Source organism: Enterococcus sp. DIV0086 (genome assembly GCF_050498705.1).
Lineage (GTDB): Bacteria > Bacillota > Bacilli > Lactobacillales > Enterococcaceae > Enterococcus > Enterococcus faecalis.
The window spans coordinates 858,824-875,256 of the sequence record NZ_JBNIDN010000001.1 but is presented as its reverse complement, the minus strand read 5'-3'; the positions used below and the strand labels follow the sequence as shown (position 1 = coordinate 875,256).

15 protein-coding genes are annotated in these 16,433 nt (G+C 37.9%); 10 read left to right on the top strand and 5 right to left on the bottom strand.

The window, feature by feature from the left end:
- Positions 1-10 precede the first annotated feature (10 nt).
- Positions 11-1,204 (top strand): amidohydrolase, encoded by a 1,194-nt coding sequence (locus tag IGI63_RS04155; RefSeq protein ID WP_429975371.1) that lies wholly within the window; start codon positions 11-13, stop codon positions 1,202-1,204.
- Positions 1,205-1,573: 369 nt separating this feature from the next.
- Positions 1,574-3,112 (top strand): ABC-F family ATP-binding cassette domain-containing protein, encoded by a 1,539-nt coding sequence (locus IGI63_RS04150; protein WP_002401305.1) that lies wholly within the window; start codon positions 1,574-1,576, stop codon positions 3,110-3,112.
- 54 nt (positions 3,113-3,166) lie between these two features.
- Here IGI63_RS04150 and IGI63_RS04145 read toward each other — a convergent pair whose 3' ends face one another.
- Genes IGI63_RS04145 through IGI63_RS04135 form a run of 3 tightly spaced genes read right to left on the bottom strand, consistent with a single transcriptional unit; the run spans position 3,167 to position 5,695 of the window.
- Positions 3,167-4,093 (bottom strand): metal ABC transporter substrate-binding protein, encoded by a 927-nt coding sequence (locus IGI63_RS04145; protein WP_002356954.1) that lies wholly within the window; start codon positions 4,091-4,093, stop codon positions 3,167-3,169.
- Positions 4,080-4,949 carry a metal ABC transporter permease gene (locus tag IGI63_RS04140; RefSeq protein WP_002369145.1) on the bottom strand — a complete coding sequence of 290 codons (870 nt, stop codon included), beginning with the start codon at positions 4,947-4,949 and terminating at the stop codon, positions 4,080-4,082. Before IGI63_RS04140 ends, IGI63_RS04145 begins: the two co-directional genes overlap by 14 nt.
- Positions 4,946-5,695 carry a metal ABC transporter ATP-binding protein gene (locus IGI63_RS04135; protein ID WP_002356956.1) on the bottom strand — a complete coding sequence of 250 codons (750 nt, stop codon included), beginning with the start codon at positions 5,693-5,695 and terminating at the stop codon, positions 4,946-4,948. The genes IGI63_RS04140 and IGI63_RS04135 overlap by 4 nt, the downstream gene beginning before the upstream one ends.
- Before the next feature lie 212 nt (positions 5,696-5,907).
- On the opposite strand from IGI63_RS04135, the gene IGI63_RS04130 reads away from it, so the two are divergent.
- The 4 genes from IGI63_RS04130 to mnmA all read left to right on the top strand — a co-directional run bounded on the left by IGI63_RS04130 (position 5,908) and on the right by mnmA (position 9,946).
- A complete protein-coding gene (locus IGI63_RS04130; RefSeq protein WP_002362076.1) occupies positions 5,908-6,882 on the top strand; it encodes a ribose-phosphate diphosphokinase in 975 nt (324 codons plus the stop codon).
- Positions 6,883-7,038: 156 nt separating this feature from the next.
- On the top strand, positions 7,039-8,184 hold the full coding sequence (locus tag IGI63_RS04125; RefSeq protein ID WP_429975370.1) for a cysteine desulfurase family protein: 1,146 nt from the start codon (positions 7,039-7,041) through the stop codon (positions 8,182-8,184).
- A gap of 67 nt (positions 8,185-8,251) precedes the next feature.
- Positions 8,252-8,596 carry a DUF1831 domain-containing protein gene (locus IGI63_RS04120; protein ID WP_429975369.1) on the top strand — a complete coding sequence of 115 codons (345 nt, stop codon included), beginning with the start codon at positions 8,252-8,254 and terminating at the stop codon, positions 8,594-8,596.
- A gap of 225 nt (positions 8,597-8,821) precedes the next feature.
- Positions 8,822-9,946 carry a tRNA 2-thiouridine(34) synthase MnmA gene (mnmA, locus tag IGI63_RS04115; protein ID WP_429975367.1) on the top strand — a complete coding sequence of 375 codons (1,125 nt, stop codon included), beginning with the start codon at positions 8,822-8,824 and terminating at the stop codon, positions 9,944-9,946.
- 179 nt (positions 9,947-10,125) lie between these two features.
- Here the strand turns inward: mnmA and IGI63_RS04110 are convergent, their stop codons facing one another.
- Together IGI63_RS04110 and IGI63_RS04105 are read right to left on the bottom strand one after the other, a co-directional pair.
- Positions 10,126-11,364 carry a multidrug efflux MFS transporter gene (locus tag IGI63_RS04110; RefSeq protein ID WP_002362074.1) on the bottom strand — a complete coding sequence of 413 codons (1,239 nt, stop codon included), beginning with the start codon at positions 11,362-11,364 and terminating at the stop codon, positions 10,126-10,128.
- A 16-nt stretch (positions 11,365-11,380) separates the two neighbouring features.
- Positions 11,381-11,896 carry a YbhB/YbcL family Raf kinase inhibitor-like protein gene (locus IGI63_RS04105; protein WP_429975366.1) on the bottom strand — a complete coding sequence of 172 codons (516 nt, stop codon included), beginning with the start codon at positions 11,894-11,896 and terminating at the stop codon, positions 11,381-11,383.
- Positions 11,897-12,028: 132 nt separating this feature from the next.
- Here IGI63_RS04105 and IGI63_RS04100 point away from each other — a divergent pair, with 132 nt between their 5' ends.
- The 4 genes from IGI63_RS04100 to IGI63_RS04085 all read left to right on the top strand — a co-directional run bounded on the left by IGI63_RS04100 (position 12,029) and on the right by IGI63_RS04085 (position 16,221).
- Entirely contained in the window at positions 12,029-12,598 is a 570-nt protein-coding gene (locus tag IGI63_RS04100; RefSeq protein WP_002356965.1) for a TetR/AcrR family transcriptional regulator, read from the top strand.
- A gap of 97 nt (positions 12,599-12,695) precedes the next feature.
- A complete protein-coding gene (locus IGI63_RS04095) occupies positions 12,696-13,061 on the top strand; it encodes a DUF1033 family protein (protein ID WP_002356966.1) in 366 nt (121 codons plus the stop codon).
- 130 nt (positions 13,062-13,191) lie between these two features.
- Complete coding sequence (locus IGI63_RS04090) at positions 13,192-15,273, top strand: DNA topoisomerase III (RefSeq protein WP_010708822.1); 2,082 nt, start codon at positions 13,192-13,194, stop codon at positions 15,271-15,273.
- An 84-nt stretch (positions 15,274-15,357) separates the two neighbouring features.
- Positions 15,358-16,221, top strand: coding sequence for an AraC family transcriptional regulator (locus IGI63_RS04085; protein ID WP_429975365.1), 864 nt, complete (start codon positions 15,358-15,360; stop codon positions 16,219-16,221).
- Positions 16,222-16,433: the final 212 nt, after the last annotated feature.

Genomic DNA, 16,433 nt, shown 5'->3' with positions numbered 1-16,433 from the left:
GGCATTTATAATGAGTACAACAACGATTCAAACAATCCAAGAAGCTATTGCTACAGAAAAGGAATGGATAATCCATTTAAGACGTCATTTTCATCAATATCCTGAAGCAAGTTTAAAAGAATATGAAACGATTAAGCGAATTAAAGAAGAACTACTAGCCTTAGCTATTCCTTTTGTAGAAGTAGGGGAAACGGGTGTTTTAGCAACCATTGAAGGAGGTCTTGGCGCTGGCAAAACGATTTTGTTACGTGCAGATATTGATGCGTTGGAATTGCCAGATGCAACAGGCGCTGCCTATGCTTCTAAAAATCCAGGACTCAATCATGCTTGTGGACACGATGGTCATGCTGCAGCATTGCTAGGTGCAGCTAAAGTGCTCAAAAAACATCAGGATACCTTTTCAGGAACGGTTAAACTGGCCTTCCAGCCAGCTGAAGAAATTGGTGCAGGCGCTCGACAATTTGTGGAAGGAAATTATTTAGAAGCAATCGACCAAGTGTTTGGGATTCATTTAGATTCTAGTGTGCCGGTCGGGAAATTAGTCGCTACCAAAGGCGCCACCAACGCCTCTTGTGATATTTTTAAAATTGAAGTCAGTGGTCAAAGTAGTCACGTCGCTCAACCACAGAATGGCCGAGATGCTGTTTTAGCAGCAGCCAGTATCGTTGTGGAATTACAAAAAATTGTAGCTCGCGAGATTGATCCTTTAGATTCTGTCGTAGTAGGAATTGGCGTTTTACAAGCAGGAACACGCTATAATATTGTAGCAAACCAGGCAACCATTGAAGGCACTGTTCGAACATTTAGTCAGGAAACGCGCCAATTTGTTTTACAACGAGTCGAAGAAATTGCCCATGAAATTGCCCAGTCTCATCGCACAGAAATTGCTGATTTTTCTGTTTATGCGGCAGCGAATCCATTAATTAATGAAGAACAAGCAACCAACCGTGCACAGCAGGTAGCCAGTGAAATTGTTGGTTTTGAAAATGTTGTGACCGATCATCCTAAAAGTTTAGGGGCGGATGATTTTGCTGATTACTTAGCGGTAATTCCTGGTATCTATGGACGGGTCGGTTCACGAAACCCTGAAAATCCTGCTACTCATTTTGGACACCATCATGAACAATTTGATATTGATGAACGTGCCTTACTTTTAGCAGCAGAGTACCACGTAGGCTATGCATTAGACTATTTGTCAGAATAATAGGGATAGGGAGCCGACAAAATGATTGTTTGTGGGCTCCTTTCGTTATAAACCAACGTGGCTTGCTTTCTTGTCATTCTATGGTAGAATACAAGCATAAGAAAGGTGATTCACATGTTTTTTGTTTTAACTGATAAATTAACAAGAAAAGTAGCTCCCGATAGTTTAAGAACAGATGAAGCACTGTTGTGGAGCCGAGCAATTAATTTCTTCATCGCTTGATAGGACATTTTTTGACTAGAAAAGCTAGTCTTATTTGAGTGTACGTACAAGCGGTTGTCGGGATTTCTGTCAGGATGGACGACGTGCAGACGTGGTTCTTTTTTTGTTGTCCCAAAATAATCAGTTAACAAGAAAGAAGTGACGAAAATGAGTATTTTAACTATTGAACATTTAACGCATCGATTTGGCGAAAAGGTCTTGTATGAAGAGACTTCATTGCAAGTGAATAAAGGAGATCATTTAGGCTTAACTGGCCAAAATGGTGTCGGCAAATCCACCTTAATTAAAATTTTAACGGGGGAAGTATTGCCAGACGAAGGAACGATTCAGTGGCAAAAAAATTGTAAGATTGGGTACTTGGATCAGCACGTTTCTGTAGAACAATCACTAACGATGGTTGATTTTTTGAAACAAGCCTTTCAAGAACTTTTTGATAAAGAAGCGAAACTGACAAAACTTTATGAAGAATACAGTCAAACGGCTTCGGAAAAACTTTTAGAACAAGCAGGCAAGTTACAAACAGATTTAGATGAAAGTAATTTTTACCAAATCGACACGATTATTCAGGATTTAGCCAATGGGTTAGGACTACAAGCAATTGGTTTGGATAAAAAGTTAGGGGAGCTAAGCGGTGGTCAACGTTCAAAAGTGATTTTAGCAAAATTATTGTTAGAGGCCCCTGATGTGTTACTTTTAGATGAACCCACCAACTATTTAGATGATACACATATTCAATGGCTTGTTCGCTATCTGAATAATTTTGAAGGAAGCTTTCTATTAGTCTCCCATGATTATCAATTTTTAAATGAAGTGACGAATTGCATCGCAGACATTGAGTTTGGCAAGTTAACCAAATATACTGGAAATGTAGAAAAATCTTTTGCACAAAAAGAGCAGAATAAACAAACCTATTTGAAACAGTATCAGGCCCAACAAGAAAAAATTGAAAAAATGGAAGCCTATATTCGTAAATACAAAGCTGGAAATCGAGCAACGATGGCTAAAAGTCGACAAAAACAATTGGACCGGTTGGAACGATTGACTCCGCCAGGTTCCTTGACTAAGCCAGCGATTGAATTTCCTTATCAAGGGTTAGTTGCAACGCAAGCACTAACGACCCAGAAGTTAGTTGTCGGCTATCGGGAACCTTTGTTAGAACCGTTAGATTTAATGGTTCATGTCGGTGAAAAAGTCGCATTGAAAGGCTTTAATGGGATTGGCAAATCAACATTAATTAAAACGTTGACGAAAGTGATTCCTTCATTAGATGGAGAATTTCATTATCCGCTGAATACAAAAATTGCTTATTTTACCCAAGACTTAGCGTGGCCTAATGAGCAGTTAACGCCGCTAGATTATTTATCAGATCGTTTTCCAGATACAACGATTAAAGAGCGAAGAAGTCATTTGGCTAGGGCAGGTTTACCAGATAAGTTAGCAATGCAGTCGTTAGCCCTGTTAAGTGGTGGTGAGCAAACAAAAGTAAAACTAGCGGAACTAATGATGCAAACAAGTAATTTGTTATTTTTAGATGAGCCAACCAATCATATTGATGAAGCGGCCAAAAAAAGTTTACAAGAAGCAATTCACGTTTACCCAGGAACGGTTTTTCTGGTTTCCCATGAAGCAGATTTTTATGAAGAAATTGTGGATCGAGTAATAGATATTGAGGAATTAGTTAAATAAAGAAGAAAGAACCAAGTTGAGGGGGAGTCAACTTGGTTCTTTCTTCTTTATTATTTATTTACTCATTAAGCCATCATGGATTTTTGTTAAATTCCAGTTCATCATGCTGTAGTACGTATCGCCTTCTGTTCCTTCTTTGGCAAGAGAGTCTGTGAAAAGTGTATCGTAAATTGGTCGTTTCACTTCTTTTGAGACCCGTTCCATACTACGTTTATCGACACTGGTTTCAACAAATAACACAGGTGCTTTTGATTTCTTAATGGTATCAATAATCGTGGTCATTTGTTCAGGTGTTCCTTGACTTTCTGTGTTAATTTCCCAAATATAAGCGGCATTTAAATCATAAGCTTTGGAGAAATATTTAAAGGCACCTTCACTTGTAACTAATAATTTTTTATCATCAGGAATATCAGCAAATTTAGCTTTGGCTTCCTCATGTAGTTTGCTAAGTTTTTCGGTATAATTTTTCGCGTTTTCTGTATAGAAATCTTTATTTTTTGGATCTTTTTCTACTAACACGTCACGAATGTTTTCTACATATTTAATGCCATTTTCAATGTCTAACCAAGCATGCGGATCTTCTGTTTGTTCTTGACCGGCACTTGTTAAATATTGTGGCGTAACATTTTTGCTTGTAGAAAAGTAATCTTTATTCTCAACTTTTTTGGCCGTTTTCATTAATTTGTTAAACCAGCCATTTCCGCCTGTTTCTAAGTTCAAGCCGTTAAAGAATAAAATGTCCGCTTCAGAAGCTTTCGCAATGTCTTCTGGTAACGGTTCATATTCGTGAGGGTCTGTCCCAATTGGCACAATACTATGCAGCTCAATTTTGTCTTGCCCAACATTTTTCACTAAATCGGATAAGATCGAGTTCGTTGTCACAATTGCTAATTTTTCTTTCTTTTCAGCGGCTTGATTCCCGCAAGCAGCTAACGTTAACCCTGCTAAAAGTGTTAAAAAAAATAAACTAAATTTTTTCATTCGTTGATTCCTCCATTTCTTTCTCACGGTTTACAAATACTAGGCCTTTCTTTGGTGAGAAAAAGAAAGCCAATAAAAAGAATAAGGCGGCGGTTAAAACAATCGTCGCACCAGAAGCTAAGTTATAAGAATAACTGAAGAATAGGCCAATCACTGAACTTAAAATCCCAAAAGTAGAGGCTAAGCCAATCATTGTTGGTAAGTGATTTGTTAATAGATAAGCTGTTGCCGCTGGTGTAATCAGCATGGCAATGACTAAAATAGTTCCGACGGTTTGCAAAGAAGAAACAGCGACTAATGTTAGTAAAAACATCAATGCATAGTGGAAAAATTGAATATTTAAACCATAAGCCTGAGCCATTGTGGGATCAAAAGAAGTGAGTTGCAACTCTTTATAAAACAATGCCACAAAAATCAAAACAATCACGCCGACGACACAAGTAATTAAAATATCGGTATCTGCGACCGCTAATACATTTCCAAACAGAATATGATATAAATCGGTGGAACTTTTTGCAAAAGAGATAAAAATAATCCCTAAAGCAAAAAAAGAACTAAAGACAACACCAATGGCAGTATCATTTTTTAGTGGACTTTTTTGGGTAATAAAGCCGATCGATAATGCAGCTAGTAAGCCAAAAATAGAAGCGCCAAAAATATAATTGAAACCAAACATATAAGAAACAGCGACCCCTGGTAAAACAGCATGTGAAATCGCATCACCCATCAAAGACATCCCACGTAAAATAATGAATGAACCAATTACCCCTGAAATGAGTCCGACAATTACAGACGTCAAAAGGGCATTTTGTAAAAATTGATAACGGAATAAACCATCAATAAATGCAGCAATCATTTTGCAACCCCCTGTATTAATAAATCACCTAACAAATCACCGTATGCTTCTTGGAGCGTTTCTGCAGTAAACGTTTGTTCAACAGGACCCGCAGCAATTAGCCGGTTTTTCAAAACGATTAATTCATCAAAATAGTGGGACACTTTGTGCAAATCATGGTGAACAATGATAATCATTTTACCTTGATTTTTTAATGATTTAAGAATATCCATAATCACTTTTTCACTAGACATATCAATGCCGACGAAAGGTTCATCTAAAAAAATCACCTCAGCACCTTGGGCCAAAACACGGGCAATAAACACACGTTGTAATTGGCCACCAGAAAGTTCGCCAATCTGGCGTTGCGCATAGTCTTCTAATTGCACCATTTTTAATGCAGCCATGGCTGCTTGCTTTTCTTTCTTTCCTGGGCGTTTTAATAGTCCCAAGTTTGGATAGGTTCCTAGCAAGACCGTTTCAAAAACGCTAATTGGGAAACTAAGATCCAAGGCGCTACGTTGTTCTACATAGGCAATGGTTGTTTTTTGTTGGTCAATCGCTTGATTATTTAACAAAACATTACGTTCCTTTGTTTTAATCAAGCCTAATAACCCTTTAATAAATGTTGACTTTCCAGCACCATTTGGTCCGATAATTCCAGTAATTTTACCGGAGGGAATAGTAACGTGGATATTATTTAAAGCGGTCCGTCCTTGATATTGAACGGTTAACGCTTGAACAGCTAAGTTAAAGCTTTTTCTCATGAAATTCCTCCTTTTTAGGTTTGCCTTAAAATCAGTATAAGGGATAGTTTAAGAAAATGCAAATAATTTTTAGGCACGCCTAAATACAAGCGCTTTTTTCACAAAGAAAACCGTTTCTTTCAATAAATTAAGGAGGATTCCATGATTTTTATGACAAAAAATGGTAGAATATGAATGAAAACGACTATTATTTTATATTGACGGAGGATATCATGACCGAAAACTATCAAGATGACACCTTACGCATCTTCAGTTTAAATGCAAATCGACCACTTGCTGAAAAAATCGCAGCATCAGTAGGAACAGAATTAGGAAAAAGCACCGTGCGCCAATTTAGTGATGGCGAAATTCAAATTAATATTGAAGAAAGTATTCGTGGCGATCATGTCTACATCATCCAAGCAACGAATGCTCCTGTAAATGATCATTTGATGGAATTGCTTATTTTAATTGATGCATTAAAACGTGCTAGCGCAAAAACAATTAATGTTATTTTGCCTTACTATGGTTATGCTCGCCAAGATCGCACAGCGAAACCAAGAGAGCCCATTACTGCGAAATTAGTTGCTAATATGTTGGTAGAGGCAGGCGCAACACGTTTGTTAACATTAGACTTGCATACTGTTCAAGTCCAAGGATTTTTTGATATCCCAGTAGATAATTTATTTACAATGCCTTTGTTTGCTCATTATTATCGTCAACAAGCATTAGTAGGGGAAGAAATTGTGATTGTTTCGCCTAAAAACAGTGGCGTTCAACGCGCACGTAGTTTATCGGAGTACTTAGATGCGACCTTAGCAATTGTCGACCATGAAGAGATTGATGGGGTGCGTCAAGAAGGTTACGTTATTGGGAATGTCGCTGGGAAAAAATGTATTCTTGTTGATGACATTTTGAATACTGGTCAAACGTTAGCCACAGCGGCGGAAGTTTTAATGAAAAACGGTGCGCAAGAAGTGTATGCTTGCGCCTCGCATGGTTTGTTATCAGAAGGCGCAAAAGCAACCTTAGAAAATGCGCCAATTAAGGAAATTAGTATTACCGACTCTGTTTATACGACAGCAGACCGCCAACCAGCAACCTTGAATATAATTTCTTGCGCTGAGTTAATGGGGGAAGCGTTACTTCGTATTCATGAAAATAAACCAATGAGTCCATTATTCCGTTTAGAACCAAAAGGAGAATAAGTGGTTCCTTAAACTAAAAATAGGTCTAACAACTTTAATAGTGTTGGGCCTATTTTTCTTATCTCTTTTATAAATAGAAGAGAAAGTATTCTGATTTTGTGTTTTAAGCTTTTTATGCTAGAATAACGCCAGAACATAAGGAAAGGGACGAGTCATTTGGAACCCATTTATTTAGATCATGCGGCAACAACGCCGCTTCATCCAACGGTCATTCAAGCGATGACTGAAAATATGCAAACGACTTTTGGCAATCCATCAAGTATTCATCAGTTTGGACGAAAGGCACACGGTCTTCTGGAAGAAGTGCGTCAAACGATTGCCGAGAGCTTACAAGCCAAACCCCACGAGATTATTTTTAATAGTGGTGGCACAGAAGGGGATAACACAGCCATCTTGGCAGTTGCTTTTTCTCGTCAAAAGGAAGGAAAACATATTATTACTACGGCAATTGAACATCCCGCTGTGTTACGAGCGATGGAATACTTAGAAACGTTAGGCTTTGAAGTGACTTACTTGCCTGTGAATGAAAATGGTCAGATTTCAATGGATCAATTCAAAAAGTCTTTACGCGAAGAAACGATCTTGGTTTCAATGATGTATGGCAATAATGAAATTGGAAATCGATTACCGATTGCTGAAGTTGGTGCAATTCTTAAAAATCATTCGGCGATTTTTCATACAGATGCCGTCCAAGCTTATGGAAGTGAAGTCATTTTACCTCATGAATTAGGGATCGACTTATTAAGTATTTCTGCTCATAAAATCAATGGTCCAAAAGGCGTAGGTTTTTTATTTAAAAGCGATGCAATCCAATTACCACCTCTTTTACATGGTGGGGAACAAGAAGAAAAACGACGTGCGGGCACGGAAAACTTAGCTGGAATTATTGGCATGGGTACTGCCGTTTCATTACTAACTTCTGCAGAAAAGCAAGCAAGAAAAACAGCCTATCAAAGTTTTCAAACGATTATTTTAAAAGCGTTAGAAGAAGCCAATATTGATTTTTCAATTAATGGTGAACCAACGAATCGTTTAGCGCATGTCTTAAATCTTCATTTAAAAGGAATTCCCAGTGATTTGCTCTTAATGCATTTGGACTTAAGAGGTATTGCGATTTCAACAGGCTCGGCTTGTACAGCGGGAACTGTGGATCCTTCGCACGTGTTGACAGCGATGTATGGAGAAAATTCCTTAGCTATTAAAGAATCAATCCGGATTAGTTTTGGCTACGGGAACACACCAGAAGAAATTGCGACTTTTTCTGAAGTACTAGTTGCAGTGATTCAACAATTGAAAAAATAATCTGATTGCGGCAGCTACAGGTTTTCGCTATAATGAAGATAACAATGAAAATAACGAGGTGGAACCCATGGCATTTACAACAACGGCTGCTGTTGAAGGCTCAACAGTTTTTTACAAAGTACATCCTAGTGCAAAACGCTATACATTAAAAGATAACGGCTTTACTGAAACAAAATCAGGGAACTTTCAATTGATTCGTTCCTTAGATCCAACGCCTCAGAGAAATGAAGGCTTCAAATTAAAAATTACGATCACTGCTAATCTAAAAGAGTTGAAAATGTCCATTACAACGGCAAATGGTTTAAAACCAATGAATATTTTCAAGAATGAACAACATGAAATGAGTAAAGAAAAATACTTTTTCTTAATGGATGGCTTAATTAGCCGTGGTGTATTAGAGAAAGTAGAATAATTTAGAGAAACCTGAAGAAACAAGTGAAAGTAGCTTGTTCCTTCAGGTTTTCTGTTTATTTGAAAGCAACAGCTTGTTGGATGTGTCTTTGTTCCAAGTATTTTCTCATTATACGCCCGGCTTGCTTTACTTATTTCAAAAAAATAGTATAATGAAAAGCACTGAAAAGTTACGACCTTCAAATCGTGGATGATTTCAGAATCTAATTGAAATGATGGTGATAAAATGGCAGATAACAGCAAAACGCGTGTCGTGGTAGGCATGAGTGGCGGTGTCGATTCATCTGTCACAGCGTTGCTTTTAAAAGAGCAAGGCTATGATGTAATTGGGATCTTTATGAAAAATTGGGACGATACAGACGAAAATGGTGTCTGTACCGCAACTGAGGATTATAAAGATGTCGCAAAAGTAGCGGATCAAATTGGGATTCCGTATTATTCGGTCAATTTTGAAAAAGAATATTGGGACCGTGTGTTTGAATATTTTTTAGCAGAATATCGGTTAGGACGGACACCAAATCCAGATGTCATGTGTAATAAAGAAATTAAATTTAAAGCATTCCTAGATTATGCTATGCAACTAGGCGCTGACTATGTTGCAACTGGCCACTATGCGCAAGTAGAAACGGATGAAAATGGCGTAGTGCATATGTTACGTGGAATTGACAATAATAAAGACCAAACCTATTTTTTAAGCCAATTATCACAAGCCCAATTGGCAAAAACAATGTTTCCATTGGGTGGCATGGAAAAATCAGAAGTTCGTGCAATTGCTGCCCGTGCTGGATTAGCCACAGCCAAGAAAAAAGACTCAACGGGCGTTTGTTTTATTGGTGAAAAGAATTTCAAAGAATTTTTGAGTAATTATTTACCAGCTAAAAAAGGCAACATGGTGACAGAAGATGGCGAAATCAAAGGACAACATGATGGTCTGATGTATTATACTATCGGTCAACGCCAAGGCTTAGGAATTGGTGGCGGCGGTAAAACACAAGAACCATGGTTTGTGATTGGGAAAGATTTAACTACCAATACATTATATGTGGGACAAGGATTTCACCATGAAAAACTATATGCAACACATTTAGAAGCTAGTGAGGTTCATTTTACTGTTGATACACCAATGCCAAAAGAGTTTGACTGTACGGCTAAATTCCGTTATCGTCAAGCAGATATTCCAGTGCATGTTTCCTTATCTGAAGATGGCACAAAAGCAACCGTTACGTTTAAGGAACCAGCGCGCGCAGTCACTCCAGGCCAAGCTGTTGTTTTTTATGATGGAATGGAATGCTTAGGGGGCGGCTTAATTGATCGCGCCTACCAAGATGAAAAAGAACTACAATACGTCTAAAAAGTTTCACGAGTTGTGAAACAAAAAGCGTATAGTTAACCAAAAGAAAAGCGGATATGCTGGTCATAAAACCAGTAAATATCCGCTTTTCTTTTTTGTTTTATATGCCTATTTTTTTTAAAATAAGAAAAAGAGAAAAATTAAAAATTCAAATTGTGGATAACTTTTCTGTGTATAACTTAGTCATCATTTTTCTCTTTTTTTAATTCGGCGGTGCTTCGACGAACCCATAGAAGGTTAAGGAGAACCAGACAAGAAGTGGAAATAAAGACCCCACGATAACCGAAAGCGGCAGATACGCTTGAACCAATCATAGGACCAATCACATTTCCTGTCGCTTGGAAAGATTGATTGTAACTGAAAATACGACCTGCAGCGTCACTTGGGGAATAACGAGTGATCAACGTTTGAACAGCTGGTAGTAAACAGGCATCGGAAATCCCAACTAAGAAACGAAGCATGGCAAGCTGCCAGACATTTTGAACAAAGGCCATTGGTAGGTAAACGAAAATGGCTAAAATTAAGCCAATTGTCAAGATGCGTTCACTGCCAATACGATCGCCTAACCGGCCGAAACGAGGGGCGGCTATTAACGTTGCAATCCCTGGAATAGAAGCAATGACTCCGCTAATTAAGGTGACATTTCCGTGACCACCCAACAATTGTTGAATATATAAACTGATGATGGGACTAATTGAATTATTGGAAGCTTGAATGATTAATGTCGTAATAAACATTCCAAGAATCACGTGGGGATGTTCTAGTTTTTTTAAAATTTGTTTCCCAGATGCGGCTTGATTTTTTTCAATTGGCACAAACTCTTCATGGACAAAGACGAGACTCAAAACAAAAACGAGTAATAAAATCGTACCAGTAATGAAAAAGGTTGGCCGATAACCGAAAATAGACGCAGTGACACCGCCCAAAAGAGGACCAAGCAACGTGCCGGTAACAGAACCAGTGGCTAAAGTACCAAGCACTTGACCGCTTTTTTCCTTAGGTGTGCCTGTAGCAACTAACGCAGTCGCATTACTGATATAACCAGAAAAAACACCTTGTAATAAGCGCAAGCCAATCAATTGATAAACACTTGTGACTGCGCCCATTAAACTAATGACGATAGCCATCCCTAATGAAGCACGTAATAACATTAACTTGCGTCCTTTTCGGTCGGCTAAACGGCCCCACCAAGGAGAAACAATGGTCGTGACTAAAAAAGTGGAGGAGAACGTGATTCCGCTCCAAAAATTCAATTGTTGGTGGGTAAAAGTACCTAATGTGTTGATATAAAGAGGCATGAATGGCATCACTAAGCTAAAGCCAATACCAGCCATAAATGTGCCAAACCATAAAACAAGCAGATTTTTTTCCCAAGGTTGTCTTGGACGGAAAATTTTACTTTTAATTAATTCATACATTCTATTTCCTCACTTTCTAGTAAAGAAATTCAAATTTGGCTTTGGCGAGTAGTTGATCATTCAATGCTTGATGCAATTCATTCGCAAAAAAGCCTTCTTTTAAATTTAGTGGATTTTTTGTAGCATACACATATAACGTATAGGTGTGCACACCAGAGCGAGGGCTTAACCCCAGATAACGTTCGGTTAACTCAGGTAACGTTTCAGTGGCAAGCGCAGGAATCATCTGTTTCCCCAAAGGAAAAGCAAGACTATTTTTTCCTTGAATGGTAGGCTTGAGTGCTGTTCGACTAAAGTCTTCAGGAATCTCATTGGTTACAGGAACATTGGCAGCTAACCAATGAATAAAAGGGAAACCGATTAGAGGAATCGTGTCATAATCAATTAATTCCCAGGATAAATAACGGGCTTCTTTAGGAATGGCCGCTAAAGAAATAGGAAAAGATAAAATAGGACGTTCGTGTAATAAAAATTCTGCACTGGTTCGTTTGCCATAACGATCGGCCAAATGAGAACGGTTGGTAATATGCATGCCAAACAGCCTTCTTTCAAAAATGATGTTTACAAATTATTATTATAAACTATAATTTATAGTTTAAAAAGAGTCAATAGATATGATAAACTAATACTTGTCCAAAATTTAAGAATTGGAGGCGTCAGAAAGATGGCAAAAAAACGGAATTTAACGAAAGCCAAAATCCTTGAAAGTGCCCGCAACCTAGCGGAAGAATTGGGCGTTCAACAATTAACCTTTCAAAATTTAGCCGTTGATTTAGGCATCAAGTATCCTTCACTCTATAATCACTTTAAAAATATTGCTGAAGTAAAAAATGCTCTAGTGGACTTGTTAATTCAAGAATTAAATGATGCATTGCGAAGAGCCTTAGTGGGTAAGAGTGGCGCAGAAGCAATTCGGATATATGCTGAAACGTACCAACAATTTGCTTTTGAAAATTCTGCAGTCTATGAATTACTTATCAGTGTGCCGAAAACGCAAAACCAACAATTAATTGAAGGCATCCATGAAACCAATCAAATTATCTTACAACTTTTAGCTTTTTATCCATTTAATAATGAAGAACGACTGCACAAAAGCCGAGAATTACGTAGCTTAATCCATGGTTATATTACCTTACGTTTTTTAGGTTATTTTCAACGCGAAGAAGCCACGCCGGAAGAAAGTTATCGTCGCATGATTGAAGATTTTATTGCTTCTTTAGAAGTGGCAGGATAAAATAAATTTCAAAAATTTCTCAGTCCGAAACCAAATCCTTGCAACTTTTTCAGAAAGTGACTATGATACCTACAGTAGCAAAAAAAGGAGCGGTTCAATGTATCAAGTAATTACAATGTATGGCGACAATGAACCTTGGTGGTTTTTTGATGATTGGCAAGAGGACATTGTTCAAGAAAAAACCTTCGATAACTTGACCGATGCAGAGACATATTATGTGGAAGTTTGGCAAAAACTTTCTCAGAATTATACATACGTCAACACAAAGCCTAACTATTTAACGGCTTTCTGGAATGATGGGGAAGAACGCTGGTGTGAAGAATGCGATGAAGATTTACAACAATACTTCGGTTTAGCATTACTAGAAAATCATCATGCGGTTACTTTTGAAAATAAAGCTGAGTTTACCACAATATCCAATCATTTTGGCAAAACAAAATTCTGCAAACGGAAAGTTATTTGAAACGCATGAGTTTAAAGAAAAACCTCAGGGAATTTTCTTTAAACTCTTTTTCTATTCTCGGAATTTAGAGAAAATCGAGCTAATATTTGGTATAATACGAAAAGATAGCACTCAAAAAGGAGCGAAACTAGTGGTTGCAAAACAATTAATTATTGCTGAAAAACCTAGCGTAGCAAAAGATTTAAGCCGCGTTTTAGGAGCAAATCAAAAAAATAAGAATTATTATGAAGGACCCAACGTGATTGTCACCTGGGCTTTAGGCCATCTCTTAGGACTAAAAATGCCAGAAGATTTAAACAAAGAATGGCAAACGTGGCAAATGGAAACTTTACCGATGATTCCTAAGAATTTAGGGATTAAACCGTTACCGAAAACGGGACATCAATTAAAAGCGATTAAACAATTAGCCAATCGTAAAGATGTTTCTGAAGCCGTGATTGCCACCGATGCTGGTCGTGAAGGTGAATTAGTAGCCCGCTGGATTTTAGAATATGTCCGTTTTAACAAACCAGTCAAACGCTTATGGATTTCATCTCAAACAGACAAAGCCATTAAAGACGGGTTTAAGAAAATTCGCCCAGCGAAAGACTACGATAATTTGTATTACTCTGCCTTGGCGCGCGCAAAAGCTGACTGGTTAGTTGGGCTAAACGTCACACGGGCCTTGACAGTGAAATATCAAGATAACTTATCCGCAGGTCGTGTTCAAACACCCACTTTAGCAATGGTACGCCAACAAGAAAAAACGATTGAACAATTTAAGCCTCAAACTTATTTTACTATCTCGTTATCTGTTGAATCAGAAAAAGCAAAGATGACCCAAAAAAATCCATACGCTTTAAAAGAACGGCAGGAAGCAGAACAATTAGTCAAAGAACTCTCAAAACAAAAGGGCTTAGTTACCGATATCCAAGAAAAAGTTAAAACAGAAAATGCGCCGTTACCATATGATTTAACCGAAATCCAGCGTGAAGCCAACCAGCGATTCCAATTTTCTGCAAAGAAAACGTTGTCTCTTGTACAAAGTTTATACGAAACCCATAAAATTGTTTCCTATCCTCGAACTGACAGCAAATATCTAACAACGGATATGAAAGGAACGATGAAAGAACGACTTCAAGCCATTGCTGATTTTTCACCTGAAGTGAAAGGCTACCTTAAAAATGGGGCTGTTGTTAAACAACAAAAAGTTTTCCAAAATGCAAAAGTCACGGATCACCATGGGTTGATTCCAACTGAACAACGTCCTCGTTATGAAAAGCTAAGCAATGATGAACAAAAAATCTATCAAATGATTGTTCAACGATTCTTAGGTTTGTTTGCTGAGCCAAACCAAACCAAACAAACAAAAGTTACAGTCGCTTTTGGAAAAGAAACATTTGTCTTTCATCAAAATAAAGTAGTTGTTGCTGGCTGGAAAACAACAGCCGAACAGCCGCTATCCACTGTCCAATGGCAAAAAGGCATGACCGTTGCGCCAAACTTTACCATTAACAAAGAATTAACGTCGCCGCCAAAACCATTAACCGAAGGAACGTTGTTAGGAAAAATGGAGAAACACAGTTTAGGCACACCGGCAACGCGAGCTGAAATCATTGAAAAACTGATTAAATCAGAATTGATGGAACGAACCAATAGCGGTTTAAGCATCTCTGCCAAAGGAAAGCAACTATTAGACTTGGTGAATCCATCACTTGTGACACCTGAACTAACGGAAAAATGGGAAAAGTCGCTCGAAGCAATCGCTTCGGGTCAACAAAAGAGTCAACTTTTCTTAAAGGATATTGAAGAGGATACGAAAAAATTAGTCCGTGAAATTAAACAAAGCGAGAAAAAATATCAAGATTTTTCCATTACGCAAAAAAAATGTCCAGATTGTGGCTCAAACTTACGGGAAAAAAATACGAAAGATGGGAAGATTTACGTTTGTACAAACCAAGAATGTTCTTATCGTCGGCGAAAAGATCCTAAAGTATCCAATCACCGTTGCCCACAATGCCATAAAAAAATGGTCATCATAGAAGGAAAAAATGGTCGTTCTTTCAAATGTAAATTCTGTTCGATTACTGAAAAAATTCCCGATAAAAAAGAACGAAAACAAAAAATGACTAAACATGAAGAACGTCGTTTGATGAAAAAATATTCACAACCAGACGAACCAGAAGAAAGTGCTTTAGCACAGGCCTTAAAAGCCGCTATGAATCAAGAGTAGCGACTTGACGAATGTTGGCTCTAAATAATCAAGTCATCCTTGTTGGTCTTTAGTAAACTTTCAAATAGAAAGAGAGGGACACGGATGCTCGCAAATTTGAATCAAGCAATGGATTATATTGAAGAACATTTAACGGAAGAAGTATCCTTCGATGAATTGGCGAAAAAGACAGGGATTTCTGTTTACCATTTTAAACGAACTTTTTCGTTTATTGCGGGGATGAGTCTGGCTGAGTATATTAAAAAGAGACGTTTGGCGGAAGCAAATTTAGCATTACTTGCTGGTGAAAAAGTGACAGATGTAGCTTTTAAATATGGTTATCAAAGTATTGAAGGATTCTCAAGAGCCTTTCGCGATTGGTCAGGACAAGCCCCTTCTGAAGTAATGAAAACACAAATCCAAAAAACGTTCCCTAAATTCTCTTTCTATATTGATATTAAAGGAGGACAATCAATGGATGTTAAATTGATTGAAAAACCAGCGTTTCAAATAGTCGGAATTAGTCAGAAGGTTCCCTTGCAGTATCAAGGGGAAAATCAAGCAATCATGGAATTAGCACAGCGCATTACACCACAACAACGAGCGGAAATGCATACATTTGATGATGTATATCCTCATCAAGTAGTAAATGCTTCTTTTGACTTTCAAGAGGGACGAACAACAGAAGGTGGAGAAATGACACACATGATTGGCTTTGCCACTTCGCAAGAAAATACCTATGAAGATTTGGAGCAACTAAGCGTACCTGCTCATACATGGGCGGTTTTTCCAAATGAAGGTCCTTTCCCTCAAACTTTACAAGAAACCTGGGCAAGGATATTCTCTGAATGGTTGCCTTCATCTGGTTACCAAGTCGTTGCAGCACCAGAAATTTCGTTTACGCAATATCAAGGACCAGCAGAAGCTAAGTATAGTGAAATCTGGCTCGCTGTTACAGCTACTAAATAAAGAAAACCCACCATTGAAAAATGGTGGGTTTTTCGGCCAAGAAGGAGAAAGTTTGGTATAATAAACGTGAAGAAAAAATTCAGACCTTCTAAACTGAAATCTAGCTATGGATAAGTGATGCGAATACGGAATCATGGAGAAAAAATAATTCTCCGAGGTTTTAGAGTCATGTTGTTTAGAATGGTACCAAAACCAGCTTTGTATTGATTTAA

What these genes read in the sequence shown, in the direction of transcription:
- IGI63_RS04120 (WP_429975369.1), top strand. Translation starts at nt 8,252, where the DNA reads ATGGCATTTACAACAACGGCTGCTGTTGAAGGCTCAACAGTTTTTTAC.
- IGI63_RS04145 (WP_002356954.1), bottom strand. Translation starts at nt 4,093, where the DNA reads ATGAAAAAATTTAGTTTATTTTTTTTAACACTTTTAGCAGGGTTAACG.
- IGI63_RS04155 (WP_429975371.1), top strand. Translation starts at nt 11, where the DNA reads ATGAGTACAACAACGATTCAAACAATCCAAGAAGCTATTGCTACAGAA.
- IGI63_RS04095 (WP_002356966.1), top strand. Translation starts at nt 12,696, where the DNA reads ATGTATCAAGTAATTACAATGTATGGCGACAATGAACCTTGGTGGTTT.
- IGI63_RS04130 (WP_002362076.1), top strand. Translation starts at nt 5,908, where the DNA reads ATGACCGAAAACTATCAAGATGACACCTTACGCATCTTCAGTTTAAAT.
- IGI63_RS04110 (WP_002362074.1), bottom strand. Translation starts at nt 11,364, where the DNA reads ATGTATGAATTAATTAAAAGTAAAATTTTCCGTCCAAGACAACCTTGG.
- IGI63_RS04105 (WP_429975366.1), bottom strand. Translation starts at nt 11,896, where the DNA reads ATGCATATTACCAACCGTTCTCATTTGGCCGATCGTTATGGCAAACGA.
- IGI63_RS04140 (WP_002369145.1), bottom strand. Translation starts at nt 4,949, where the DNA reads ATGATTGCTGCATTTATTGATGGTTTATTCCGTTATCAATTTTTACAA.
- IGI63_RS04150 (WP_002401305.1), top strand. Translation starts at nt 1,574, where the DNA reads ATGAGTATTTTAACTATTGAACATTTAACGCATCGATTTGGCGAAAAG.
- mnmA (WP_429975367.1), top strand. Translation starts at nt 8,822, where the DNA reads ATGGCAGATAACAGCAAAACGCGTGTCGTGGTAGGCATGAGTGGCGGT.
- IGI63_RS04085 (WP_429975365.1), top strand. Translation starts at nt 15,358, where the DNA reads ATGCTCGCAAATTTGAATCAAGCAATGGATTATATTGAAGAACATTTA.
- IGI63_RS04100 (WP_002356965.1), top strand. Translation starts at nt 12,029, where the DNA reads ATGGCAAAAAAACGGAATTTAACGAAAGCCAAAATCCTTGAAAGTGCC.
- IGI63_RS04135 (WP_002356956.1), bottom strand. Translation starts at nt 5,695, where the DNA reads ATGAGAAAAAGCTTTAACTTAGCTGTTCAAGCGTTAACCGTTCAATAT.